Origin of the sequence: Stenotrophomonas sp. 2694, from assembly GCF_040548715.1 — a bacterium.
In the GTDB taxonomy this organism is placed as follows: domain Bacteria; phylum Pseudomonadota; class Gammaproteobacteria; order Xanthomonadales; family Xanthomonadaceae; genus Stenotrophomonas; species Stenotrophomonas indicatrix.
On the sequence record NZ_JBEPSG010000010.1, the window covers coordinates 39,416 to 51,819 of the forward strand.

Genomic DNA, 12,404 nt, shown 5'->3' on the forward strand with positions numbered 1-12,404 from the left:
TCAGGAATCCAGCAGGTGGTCGATCCGTTCCAGGTTCACCGCCAGCTGCTGCTGGCGATCCGGATTGGCGTGGCAGAGCAGCACGAACAGGAAATCGAGCAGGGCATGCATGGCGCTACGGTACAGCAGCTGCGCCACCTGCGGCGCGCGGTCGTGCGCGCACACCACCAGTGCCGCATCGGCATGCGCACGCAGCGGGTTGGCGGTGTGGCGGGTGATCGACACCACTTTGCCGCCCATGTCCTGGAACTGGCGCGACAGCTGCGAAAGCTGTGGCAACTTGCCGAACTCGGAGAACATCAGCAGCACATCGCCCGGGCGCGCGGCGGACAGGTTGGCCAGCATCAGGATCGGATCGGTATGTGGCACCACCAGCAGGCCGAGCAGCGACAGCCGCATGGCGAATTCGCGCGCGTACAGGCCGTCGTCACCGAGACCGTGCACAAACAGCTTGGGCGCGCCGTCGAGCAGCTGCACGATGCGCTCGATCTCCTCGCGTGGGTTGGCCTGGCGGGTTTCTTCCTCGGCCTGGGCCTTGCTGCGGCGCAGGGCGTCGCCCAGGCGCAGGTAGTCATCGCTGATGTCCGGTTCGGCGGGCGCCTGCTGTGGGTCGGCACCGGCGCGGGCGACGTCCTCGCCGATGGAATATTTCAGGTCCGGGTAGCCCTTGAAGCCGAGCTTCTGGCTGAACTTGACCACGCTGGACTGGCTGATGCCCAGCGCGCTGGCCAGCTGCTGCGAGGAGTAGTCGCGCAGCAGGTGCGCGTTGTCGAGGATGAAGTCGGCGATGCGGCGTTCGATGGCCGACATCTGCCCGCGCTCGGTGCGGATTTTCAGCAGGGGCGGCATGCGGGGCGTCCGGGCATGTGTAGGCGCGTTGCGGTTGGTTGCGTAGAGCGGATTATGGGGTGGGTCGGGCGGGTGCCAGCCGCGAAGGGGGCACGGAGTGGGGCAAAAGCAGGAGCAAGGACATCCACGCATGGCGTGGATCTACCCGGAGCTGCAGTTGAGTCCGCCTTCAAGCGAGCCGAGCACCGCAGGTCCGGCGAGGGCGAAGAGGCGCGGGTGTCTGAGCGCAGCGAGTTCCGCGCCGTCCCTCGGCGGACCGAGGAGCGCAGGGCACCGGCGTGCGCAGCACGTCGGCTCGCGGCCGGCGGAGCGTTTCTTTTGGTTACTTTTCTTTTCGCGAAAAGAAAAGTAACGCCCGACCCAACGTCAGTTGTACACCAAGCCAGCCGCAAGGCAGAAATCAACCCAGCATCTCCAACCCCCGCACTTCGGTGATGCCCAACCCCGGCACATCGCTGATGCTGATCTCCGACTCGTTGAAGCGCACCCCGCCGCTGACCGGATCGAACTGTCCCAGCGAGGGACCATCCAGGTCGACCTTGGTGATCACATCGCTCTTGGCTACCGCCAGGTGCACCGCTGCGGCCACGCTGATGCTGGATTCGATCATGCAGCCGATCATGCACGGCACGCCGTAGATGCCGGCGATGTCGGCAATGCGGATCGCGTTGGACAGGCCACCGGTCTTCATCAGCTTGATGTTGATGATGTCGGCGGCGCGCTGCTGGATCAGGTCCATCACCTGGCTCGGACTGAACACGCTCTCGTCGGCCATCACCGGGGTGTTGACCCGATCGGTTACGTACTTCAGGCCGCTGATGTCGGCGGCCTTGACCGGCTGCTCCAGCAGTTCCAGCACCACACCTGCATCTTCCAGCGTGCGCATCGCATGCACCGCCTGCTTGGCGGTCCAGCCCTGGTTGGCATCCAGGCGCAGCAGCGCACGGCCTTCGACGGCGGCATGGATCGCCTTGACCCGCTCGATGTCCACGCCGATGTCCTTGCCGACCTTGATCTTCAGCGACTCGAAGCCGCGTTCGATCGCCGACAGCGAATCGGCCACCATCTTGTCGATGTAGTCCACGCTGATGGTGATGTCGGTGGTGATCACCGGGTCGCCACCACCGAGCATCTGGTACAGCGGCGCGCCATGCAGCTGCGCCCACAGGTCGTACAGGGCGATCTCCACCGCCGCCTTGGCGCTGGTGTTGCGCTCCATCGCGGTCTGCACCAGCGTGCACAGGCGGTTGAGGTTGACCACCTCCTGGCCGATCAGGCGCGGGGCGATGAAGTGCCGGATCGCTTCGATGATCGAGCCGTGGGTATCACCGGTGATCACCGCGGTGGCAGGCGCCTCGCCGTAGCCGGTGTGGCCGCTGTCGGTGCGGATCAGCACCACCACGTCCTCCACGGTTTCCACCGTGCGCAGCGCGGTCTTGAAAGGGGTCTTCAGCGGCACGCGCAGCATGCCCAGTTCGATGGCGGTGATCTTCATTCAGGGGTTCTTGGCACGCAGGCGTTGGATGTTGGTGATGCGATCGATGTAGCGGACGCTGTCGCTGGCCATCATCGGCTCCAGCGGGGTGACCGATACGCCATTGAGGTGGGCCTGCACACGCTTGCCGTCGGCGCCGAACCAGCTGCCGCCCGCGGTATCGTGGATCACCCAGGTGCGGCCATCGACGTGGCCGATGGCCATCATCACGTGGCCGGGGATGTAGACCAGGTCACCCACCTGCAGATCGGTGACGGCGCGGTCGCGCACGGCCTTGCCGTCCTTGGCGGTGAACGGCAAGCGGTCCAGCGCGGGACTGACCGCCTGTGCGCTGGTATTGCGTGGCAGCAGCACGCCGAAGCTGCGGTAGATCTCCGATACGAATCCACTGCAGTCGCGGGTGTCGTAGTCGTGGCCCCAGCCGTAGCGCTCGCCGAGGAACTTGAACGCTTGCTGCAGCAGCAGGCGCGGAGTCAGCGGCAGGTAGTCGGCGGCGGTCTCCTGCGAGCGCGGCAGCAGCGCCGGCACCAGCTTCAGGCGGCCATCGGCCTCGCGCACCGGCAGCTGCACCACCCACGAGGCGTGCGCTTGTTGCCCGTTCACTGGCTCAGCGACGGGCCAGTCGGCCAACACCGGCAGGCGCACGCCCATGTCCAGCTGCAGGCGCGATACGCGCGGTTCTTCGGGTGTGTAGGCGGTGTGCGCTGTGGCGGCGGTGACGACGCGGTACGGGCCCTTCGCGCCGTAGCCGAGCACCGTGGCCTTGTCACCGCTGGCCACCGCGTCGGCTTCGATCCATGCGCTGTAGCGCTCGCTGTGCACGAACAGCCAGCGGCCGTCGGTGCTGCGGTGGACGACGGCAACCTTGTCGCCGGGGAACAGTGCCGACTCCTGGAAGCGGTCGATGTCGGTATCGCCGACGGTGCTGAAGACACGCTGGCGGGTGGGGAAGGTGCGCAGCGCGGCGCGCTTCACCACCAGGGCGTAGTCCGGCGACACCTGCGACGGAACTGCGTCGAGACCGAGGTTGGCTTCGATCGCGCTGCGCACGTCCGGTGCGATGGCGCGGCCCTTGTCGTCATACAGCGCCCGCGTGGGCCAGCTCGACAGCGCGCCGATGCTGTCACGCACCTGTGCCGTGCTGAGCTGCGCAGGCAGGGTGGCGATGTCCTGGATGTGCTTGTCCTGCGCGCGCATCCGTGCGTTCTGCGCCTCGATCTGCGCGCGGTCCAGGATAGGTGCGTCGGCATTGTCCAGCCGTGCCGCCCAGTAGTCCGCGGTGAGGTAGGCCTCGTGCAGGCCGATCACGTAAGGCAGCGGGGCGCCGGGGTCGGGTGCAGGCGTGGCCGCCTGGGTGAATGCGGGTGCGCCCAGCAGGCCCAGGGCCAGTGCCAAGGTCAACCGGTGCGGCCAGTGCCGGCGCGGTTCGCGGGAAGCCAGGATCATGCGCTGCACACCCTCCTCGAATGCCTGTTGGAATATTTATTCGTTTCGTCACCGAAAGCAAGAATAAATTATTGACCGGTCTTCCGGCCCGTGTTACACAGCCGTTACCACCCGCGCTTGGGAAGTGTCGCTGTGGATCCTGCCGTTCGCAAACCGTCTCTGCCTGCCGCTGCCGGCCTGTGTGCCGCGCTGCTGCTGTGGGCGTCGGCGGCACCGGCCGCGGATCCGCGCAGCGCCACTGATCGCGAACGGGAAACGCAGCTGATCGATCTGGTCGACAGCGGTCGTTTCAGCGATGCCGATGCGTTGCTGGCGACCGCAGGCGATGTTGCCGAAAGCGCGTTCCAGCGCGAGCGCATGCGCCGCATCAAACTGGATTTCTCCCTTGACCAAGCCGCTGCCAAAGCAGCGGTACGCCGCTGGATTCCCGACCTGACCGACGAGGAATTCGCGCGCTGGGACCAGCTTGGCCTGATCGAGCATCTCGACATCGATGGCACGCGCTGGTACTTCAAGCGCGCACCATCGAACCTGTTCCTGCTCAGCGATGAAGCGCGTGCACGCCGCCGCGCGGATGCGCCGATGCCGGCGCCGGGTCCCAACGAGGTGCTCAACGCGCATCACGCGCGCGTGGTTGCCGCCGCCGAACAGAGCGGCATGGCATCCGTGCTGCCGCAGCGCATCGAATTCACCCAATCGTTGACGGTCAAGGCAGATGCCGTACCGGCCGGCGAAACCGTACGTGCCTGGATTCCGTACCCGCGCGAGATTCCCGGCCAGCAGGAGCGCGTGCAGTGGATCGGCAGTGCACCAGGCAAGGCTCGAGTCGCCCCGGCCAGCACCCAGCAGCGCACCGCCTACCTGGAAGCCGCAGCCGTGGCTGGCCAGCCGACGCACTTTGAAATCCGCTATGCGGTGACGATCTTCGCGCGCCACACGGCAATCGATGCGACGAAGGTGCAGGCCACGCCGGATGATCCAGCATTGAAGCCCTATCTGGCCGAGCAGCTGCCGCACGTGCGCTTCACCCCGGCGCTGAAGCTGTTCTCCGACCAGGTGCTGCAGGGCGAGACACGCCCGTATGAAGTGGTACGCAAGCTGTTCGCCGCGGTCGACCGCATTCCATGGGCCGGTGCGCGCGAGTACTCGACCCTCAGCAACATCAGCGACTACGCGTTGCGCGCCGGTCATGCCGATTGCGGGCAGCAGACACTGCTGTTGATCGCCCTGCTGCGCATGAACGGCATTCCCGCGCGCTGGCAATCGGGCATGGTGTTCTCCGACGATGGCAGCGGCTACAACAACCTGCACGACTGGGGACAGGTCTACCTGGCGCCCTATGGTTGGCTGCCGATGGATGTGACCACCGGTGCGCTGGCCAGCGGCACGCCCGCGCTGCGTGACTTCTACCTCGGTGGCCTTGATGGCTACCGCATCGCCTTCAACGACGATTTCGGCCAGGCGTTCGTGCCGGCCAAACAGCACTACCGCTCGGAAACGGTCGACTCGCAGCGCGGCGAGGCCGAGTGGTCAGGCGGCAACCTGTACTTCGACCAATGGAGCTACGACTTCCAGTGGCGGGTACTGCCAGCCGGGCAACGCTAGCGCGACACACCACCCCACCACCATTCAATTCTTGCAGGAGAGAGCAGGGGATGAAGGCTTACAACATCAAGCGGGCGGCCTTGTGCGTCGCCCTCGGCGCGTGTCTGGGCATCATGCTGCCCACCACGGCCATGGCCCAGAACGTGTCGGGTGCCGTTGCCGGCCGCGCCACCGCGGGCGACCAGATCACCGTCGTCAATGCCGGCACCGGCCTGACCCGGACGGTCACCGTCGGTGCCGACGGCAGCTACCGCCTCGGCCAGCTGCCGGTGGGTGACTATCGGCTGCAGCTCAGCCGCGATGGCCAGACCCTGGGCGAACAGGTGGCGGTAAGCGTCGCTGTCGGCGGCACCACGACCGTCAACCTGGCCAGTGGCGGCGGCGTCACCAACCTCGATGCACTGCAGGTGGTCGGTACCCGCGTGATCAACCGGGTGGACGTCTATTCCACCGAGACCTCATTCAACATCAACCGGCAGGAAATCTCACGGCTTCCGGTGGCACAGGATCTGTCCGCCGTGGCGCTGATGGCACCAGGCGTGGTCGGCGGCAACTCCTCGTTCGGCGGCCTGTCCTTCGCCGGTTCCTCGGTGGCCGAGAACGCAGTCTTCATCAACGGCCTCAACGTTACCGACATGTACACGCGTCGCGGCTTCAGCACGGCCCCGTTCGCGTTCTTCAATGAATTCCAGGTCAAGACCGGCGGCTACTCGGTCGAGTTTGGCCGTTCCACCGGCGGCGTGATCAACGCGGTCACCCGCTCGGGCAGCAACGAGTTCAAGGGCGGCGTGGAAGTCACTGCCGAGCCCAGCGCAGGGCGCTCAAGCGGCGGTGACCATTTCCATCGCGACGGTACGCCGCATTCCTATGGCAGCCGCGACAACAACTCGTTCCTGAAGACCAATGTCTGGGGCTCTGGGCCGATCATCAAGGACAAGCTGTTCCTGTTCGCCATGTACGAGGACCGCAACGACCGCGGCCACAACACCTCGTCCGATGGCAGCACCTGGTTCAAGAACAAGTCCGGCAATGGGTTCTGGGGCACCAAGCTGGACTGGAACATCAATGACAACCACAGCCTGGCGCTGCTGGCATTCTCCGATGAAGGCGATGTCACCAATGCGTCCTACGCCTACGACTGGGATGACAACCGCCTCGGCGACTGGGGCGGTGATTCGATCACCGAGACTGGCGGCAAGAACTGGTCAGCCACCTACACCGGTCACTTCGGACAGAACTTCACCGCGCGCGCGATGGTCGGCCAGAACAACCAGCGCGCCTTCACCAACTCGTCGCTGGACCAGGCCTGCAGCCCGGTGTTCACCGACAGCACCTATGGCACCCGTCTGTCCAAGCTGCAGGGCCTGCGCGCCGGCTGCCATCCGACCGGGACCGCCGTGGCCGAGCGTGATGACACACGCGACGTGGCGCGCCTGGACTTCGAATGGCAGCTGGGAGACCACCTGCTGCGCTTCGGCGTTGACCGCGAGCTGATGACCACCGACCAGACCACCCGCTATCCCGGGCCGACCGCCTTGAGCTACACCGCCTACGTGGCGCGTCCCGGGGATGAAGTGTGGGACGGCGCCAATGCCTACGTGCCGGCCGGTGTCACCGAGATGCTGCGTGCGCGCAACCGGCAATCCGGCGGCAAGTTCGAGACCGAAGCCAATGCCTTCTACCTGGAAGACATCTGGAACATCACTCCGAACCTGATGCTGAACCTTGGCGTGCGTTGGGACCGCTTCGAAAACCGCACCGCCGCCGGCAAGGCGTTCATCAAGATGGACGATCTGATTGCGCCGCGGGTGGGCTTCTCGTGGGACATGAAGGGCGATGGCAGCACCAAGCTGTTCGGCAACGCGGGTCGTTACTACCTGCCGGTGACCAACAACATCAACGTCAACTTCGCCGGCGGCCTGACCGACGAGTACAGCTACTACGTGCTTGAGGGCTGGGAACGGAAGACCTCGCCTACCGGTTCGGCGTACATGGCGCCGGTCATCGGACAGCAGATCGGGCCGACCGACACCCGCATGAACACCGGCGGTGCCGACCTGCGGCAGAGCGTGGACAAGGACCTGAAAGCGGTCTACCAGGACGAGTACATCCTCGGTTTCCAGAACATGATCAACCAGGCCTGGTCGTGGGGCGTCAACGCCACCTACCGGCGCATGACCCGCGCACTGGATGACATCCGCATCAACTACACCCCGTGCGGACCGACGCCGAGCACGTTGTGGCCGATCGCGAACCCGGGCGAGAGCCTGACCATCTGGGGCGACAAGAGCATCGGCTGCGCCAACGAAGGCTGGATCACCATCGATACCGCCAACAGCGGCTATCGCAAGGGCGGCAGCGGCGAGGTGATCGGTTATTCCAAGCCGAAGCGTACCTACAAGGCGCTGGAATTCCAGATCGATCGCGCATGGGACGAGAAGTGGATGCTCAACGCGTCCTACCTGTGGTCCAAGAGCGAGGGCAATTTCGAAGGGCCGGTGAACTCCGATACCAACTACGGCGACACCGGCATGGTCCAGTTCTGGGATCACCCGGCTACCAATGAACGTTATGGCGTGCTGTTCAATGATTTCCGTCACCAGTTCAAGCTGCGCGCGGCGTATGCGCTGAACAAGCAGTGGTCGTTCGGCACCACGTTGCAGGTGCAGTCCGGCGGCCCGATCACCGCTTATGGCGTCATGTGGCCGAACGATTCGATCGCAGGTGGCAGCACCTCCAGTGAGGGCAGCGGTGGTGGCACCGGCTGGCTGTGCGTGGCCAACTGCTCCGGCCCCTATGACAAACGCCAGTTCGAATACAGCCCGCGTGGTGCCTTCGGTCGCCTGCCGTGGACTTGGACCATGGGCGCGAACGTGACCTGGCGCCTGCCGGTGGAGGGCATCGACCTGAGTGCCCGGCTGTCGGTGTACAACATCTTCAACAACCAGAAGACCATCAACGTGCACCAGCGTTACGAAGCCCAGCCTGGCCAGTACCGCGAGAACACCTTCGCTACCGGTACCCGCTGGCAGGCGCCGCGCTACACCCAGCTGGTGGTGACCTGGAACTTCTGATCGACGAGGATGCGCAGGGCCGGGCGTCGCCCGGCCCTGCCAATGGAGACCGGCCGTGTATCGCCTGCTGACCTTGGCCGCGTTGCTTGCCGCCACCGCCCCAGCAGGGGCGGTGGACACCGCACGCCTTGACGCCGACATCGCCTTCGTGGGCCAGCACGAGCACCTGCCGGGGCTGGCGATGGCGGTGGTCGAGGATGGCCAGGTGGTCTATCGCCACGCCGAAGGCGCGCGCGGTGACGGCGGCCGCATCGACGAAGACACGCTGTTCAAGATCGCCTCCAACAGCAAGGCGATGACCGCCGCGCTGCTGGCCACGCTGGTGGAGCAGGGCAAGCTGCGCTGGGACGACCCGGTACGCCGCCACCTGCCGGCGTTCCGCATGCATGACCCCTGGGTGGGCGAACACCTGCAGGTGCGCGATCTGCTGATTCACAACAGTGGCCTCGGCCTGGGTGCCGGTGACCTGATGCTGTGGCCCGAGCCCAATGCCTTCACCCGCAGCGATGTCATCGCCGGGCTGGCACACCTGAAGCCAGTCACCAGTTTCCGCAGCGGCTACGCCTACGACAACCTGATGTACGTCGTTGCTGGTGAGGTGGCTGCGGCCGCCGGTGGCAAGCCCTATGACCAGCTGATGCGCGAGCGGGTGTTTGAACCGCTGGGGATGACCCGTTGCCAGGTGGGCGCATGGTCGGTGAAGCAGGTCGGCAATGTCGCCCAACCGCATGTGCGTCGCGATGGCCGCAACGTGGTGGCCGGTGCCGATGGAACGCTCAGCCCCGATCTGACGTCGATGGCGGCCGGTGGCATCCGCTGTTCGCTGCGCGACATGACGCGCTGGATGCAGGTGCTGCTGGACCCGGCGCTGGCACCGGCGTGGTTGAGCGCCGAGCAACGCCGCATGCTGTGGACGCTGCACATGCCGATGCCGTTGGGCGAACGCCAACGCAAGTGGGACAACGCCCACTTCTATGGCTATGGGCTGGGCTGGCGGGTGTCGGACATGGACGGGCACTGGAAGGTCGCGCACACCGGTACGCTGTCGGGCATGTATTCCTCGCTGGCGCTGCTGCCGGATCGCAAGGTCGGCGTGGTGATGCTGATCAACGGCGAGGCCGAAGAAGCCCGCACCGCGTTGATGCAGTCGACGCTGAAACAGTTCACCGCGCCGGATGACGCGCAACCTGTGGGGTACTACCTGGCCGAGCTGAAGGCCGATCGGGCCGCGCGTGCCGCCACGGGAAGTCGTGCGCCCTCTACCCGGGCGGCCCGACCGGCTGAAACCACTGATCTGGCGCAATGGCAGGGGCGCTACCGCGATCCCTGGCTGGGCCCCGCCTCGCTGTGTCCCACCGCCAACGGCCTGCGCTTCAGCGTCGACAAATCGCCCACGCTGCAGGCAACGGTGCAGCAGCTACAGGGTCGCTGGCTGTTGCAGTGGGATACGCTGGAACCCTCGGCACAGGCGTGGCTGAATCCCGATGCAGGCACGCCGACGCTGGAGCTGCGCGCCATCGATCCGGAGATCGACTTCAGCTATGACTTCCAGGACCTGCATTTCACTCGTACTGGCGATTGCCCTGGCAGCGGCGGCGCACGCCGCTGAGCCGCCGCGCATCTCGCCCGCCACCGACGTCACTGCGGCGGGACTGGTGGAGATCCGCACGCTGTCGCCGCGCATCGAGATGGACATCCGCTACGCCGGTGCCAACAACTTCACCGCTGCGCGCGTGCCCGGCTATGAGGCACCTGCATGCTATCTGCTGGCGCCGGTGGCAAAGGCGTTGGCCGCTGTGGAAGCCGACCTGCGCGCCCAGGGTTTTGGCTTGCGTCTCTACGATTGCTATCGCCCGGTGCGCGCGGTGCAGGCGTTCATGGCCTGGGTTAGTGATCCGCAGGAACAGTCGCGCAAGGCGCTGCAGTATCCGGATCTGGACAAGCCGCAGCTGCTGAGCGACGGCTACATCGCCGAGCGCTCCGGCCACAGCCGTGGTGCCACCGTGGATCTGGGCCTGCTGGATTGCCGCAGCGGGCGCTGTACGCCGATGGACATGGGCACCGATTTCGACTTCTTCGGCCCGCGCGCGCATACGCAGACGCCCGGCCTGAATGACGCACAGAAGGGCAACCGCCAGCAGCTGGTACAGGCGATGGCACGGCGTGGTTTCGCCAACTATGCGCAGGAGTGGTGGCACTACACGCTGCAGCCCGAGCCGGACTCCGGTACCGCCTACGACGTGCCAGTGCGGTAAGGGGGTGTCGGCAGGGCTGCGCCCTGCACCCGCCGAATCGACGGCAACGGCAACGGCAACAGCAACAGCAACAGCGGGCATTCCGTGGGATAGCGGGGTGGGGCCGGTTGCGGGGGCCGCTGCAAGTACGTCCATGTAAGCTCGGTCGCCGCATCCATGCGGCTCACGCCCCCGCAACCGGACCCACCCCGCCTTCGACAGATTTCCGCGATCTGTCGGAATGGCTTGGCGTGCTCCTGGTGGGTGTCGACCTTGGTCGACACGGTAGGTCCACGCCATGCGTGGATGTTCTTCGTTCAATTGTCGAAATATTCGATGCGATGGAAATCCATCCACGCATGGCGTGGATCTACCACATACCGGGAACCTGTCGAAGGCGGGGCGGTGTCGGATTGCGGGGCATCCGCGCCATGGATGGCGCGGCTGAGCCTACAGGGACGTACTTGCGGCGTCCCCGCAATCCGACACCACCCCGCCATCCCACGGAACGCCCGCTGTTGCTTTGGCGGTTGCCGTTGCCCTGGCTTCGGCAGGTACAGGGCGCAGCCCTGCCGATACCCCTTACACTGGCCGCCTTCTCCTGCGTCCCCGCCTGATGAACCTTCCCCTGCATTTCGGCCTGCTCGGTACGCTCGAGGCGGGCCTCATCGCCCTGCTGGTCGGCCTGCTGGTGTATTTCCTGTGGCACCACCTGTGCCGGCTGCTGCACTGGACCGTGGGCCATGCCATCGGCTGGTCGTGCGTGATCGCGGTGATCATCTCCGCCGGCATCGATGCCTGGAAGCTGTTCTACATGGGCATCGTGCGGTTGGAGTCGCCGCTGTATGCGCGCCTGTTCCTGTCCACCATCCACGATCCGAACGAACTGGGCAGCCGCGTGGTGCTGGAGATTGCCGGTGCGCTCTCCGGTGTTGCATTGGGATGGGTGTTGTTCAGTTCGCGGTCATCGGAAAAAACCGTCGACTGACGCAGGTTTTTCGTTCGCTGCCGGTTAAATCGTGCAGCGCTGAATGCTCGTCTTACTGTCTGCTCACTTCACACTAACCACCGCGCTAACGCATGCGTCTGCGCCAGTGGTTAACCATGCGTGTTCGAGGGAATCGCGGCGCAAAATCGATTCAGAAACGCGGTGGCAGGGTAGGTGCCGTGCGGAGACAACGACCGCGCACTACCACCCTTCAGGAGACACCCCAGATGACTATTCGCAACCGCAAGCCCCTGATCGCCCTGATCGTCGCCGCCGGCAGCGTGTTGGCCATCCCGGCGATGGCGCAGTCGGCCAAGCAGCAGGCCGCGCATGCACAGAACGAAGCGGCACAGGCCCAGCAGGCGGCGGCACAGGCAGGCCAGGCGGCTGACCAGGCCACCGACGCGGCCGCAGCAGCCTCGGCGCAGGCCAACGGCGGTGGCCAGACGTGGGCCAGCATCGATACCGATGGCAACGGCACCATCAGCAAGAGCGAGTCGCAGGTGAATGCGGGCCTTGCGCAGGTGTTCGACCAGGCGGATGCCAACAAGGACGGCCAGTTGAGCGCCGACGAGTACAAGGCCTACGTGGCCGCCCAGCAGGCGGGTGCCGGCGCGGGTGGCACGGCCGCAGGCCAGGGTCGCTGATCAAGGTTGAATTCGGGACAACCGGTGCATGGGCAACCCGGGTGGCTTCGGCCACCCGGGTTTTTT

General features: G+C 65.6%; 9 protein-coding genes. 6 read left to right on the forward strand and 3 right to left on the reverse strand.

Annotated features, from left to right (window positions below):
* From ABIA73_RS13350 to ABIA73_RS13360, 3 genes are all read right to left on the reverse strand, one after another.
* Entirely contained in the window at nt 1-849 is an 849-nt protein-coding gene (locus ABIA73_RS13350; RefSeq protein WP_032975614.1) for a MurR/RpiR family transcriptional regulator, read from the reverse strand.
* Nucleotides 850-1,249: 400 nt separating this feature from the next.
* Nucleotides 1,250-2,344 (reverse strand): dipeptide epimerase, encoded by a 1,095-nt coding sequence (locus tag ABIA73_RS13355; RefSeq protein WP_025878242.1) that lies wholly within the window; start codon nt 2,342-2,344, stop codon nt 1,250-1,252.
* Nucleotides 2,345-3,790, reverse strand: coding sequence for an SH3 domain-containing protein (locus ABIA73_RS13360; protein WP_354275902.1), 1,446 nt, complete (start codon nt 3,788-3,790; stop codon nt 2,345-2,347).
* 132 nt (nt 3,791-3,922) lie between these two features.
* On the opposite strand from ABIA73_RS13360, the gene ABIA73_RS13365 reads away from it, so the two are divergent.
* From ABIA73_RS13365 to ABIA73_RS13390, 6 genes are all read left to right on the forward strand, one after another.
* The gene (locus tag ABIA73_RS13365) at nt 3,923-5,395 is read left to right on the forward strand and encodes a transglutaminase-like domain-containing protein (protein WP_354275903.1); all 1,473 of its coding nucleotides are present in this window, start codon (nt 3,923-3,925) and stop codon (nt 5,393-5,395) included.
* Nucleotides 5,396-5,445: 50 nt separating this feature from the next.
* Entirely contained in the window at nt 5,446-8,469 is a 3,024-nt protein-coding gene (locus ABIA73_RS13370) for a TonB-dependent receptor (RefSeq protein WP_223494066.1), read from the forward strand.
* Between the two features lie 55 nt (nt 8,470-8,524).
* Nucleotides 8,525-10,078: a serine hydrolase domain-containing protein gene (locus ABIA73_RS13375; RefSeq protein ID WP_354275904.1), complete on the forward strand. Its 1,554-nt coding sequence runs from the start codon at nt 8,525-8,527 to the stop codon at nt 10,076-10,078.
* A complete protein-coding gene (locus ABIA73_RS13380; protein ID WP_354275905.1) occupies nt 10,011-10,724 on the forward strand; it encodes a M15 family metallopeptidase in 714 nt (237 codons plus the stop codon). Before ABIA73_RS13375 ends, ABIA73_RS13380 begins: the two co-directional genes overlap by 68 nt.
* A 595-nt stretch (nt 10,725-11,319) precedes the next feature.
* Nucleotides 11,320-11,691, forward strand: coding sequence for a hypothetical protein (locus ABIA73_RS13385; RefSeq protein WP_025878234.1), 372 nt, complete (start codon nt 11,320-11,322; stop codon nt 11,689-11,691).
* Between the two features lie 227 nt (nt 11,692-11,918).
* Nucleotides 11,919-12,338 (forward strand): EF-hand domain-containing protein, encoded by a 420-nt coding sequence (locus tag ABIA73_RS13390; RefSeq protein ID WP_025878233.1) that lies wholly within the window; start codon nt 11,919-11,921, stop codon nt 12,336-12,338.
* Nucleotides 12,339-12,404: the final 66 nt, after the last annotated feature.

Excerpts from the sequence above, each read along its gene's own strand:
- ABIA73_RS13350 (WP_032975614.1), bottom strand. The coding sequence starts at position 849 with ATGCCGCCCCTGCTGAAAATCCGCACCGAGCGCGGGCAGATGTCGGCC.
- ABIA73_RS13355 (WP_025878242.1), bottom strand. The coding sequence starts at position 2,344 with ATGAAGATCACCGCCATCGAACTGGGCATGCTGCGCGTGCCGCTGAAG.
- ABIA73_RS13360 (WP_354275902.1), bottom strand. The coding sequence starts at position 3,790 with ATGATCCTGGCTTCCCGCGAACCGCGCCGGCACTGGCCGCACCGGTTG.
- ABIA73_RS13370 (WP_223494066.1), top strand. The coding sequence starts at position 5,446 with ATGAAGGCTTACAACATCAAGCGGGCGGCCTTGTGCGTCGCCCTCGGC.
- ABIA73_RS13380 (WP_354275905.1), top strand. The coding sequence starts at position 10,011 with ATGACTTCCAGGACCTGCATTTCACTCGTACTGGCGATTGCCCTGGCA.
- ABIA73_RS13385 (WP_025878234.1), top strand. The coding sequence starts at position 11,320 with ATGAACCTTCCCCTGCATTTCGGCCTGCTCGGTACGCTCGAGGCGGGC.
- ABIA73_RS13390 (WP_025878233.1), top strand. The coding sequence starts at position 11,919 with ATGACTATTCGCAACCGCAAGCCCCTGATCGCCCTGATCGTCGCCGCC.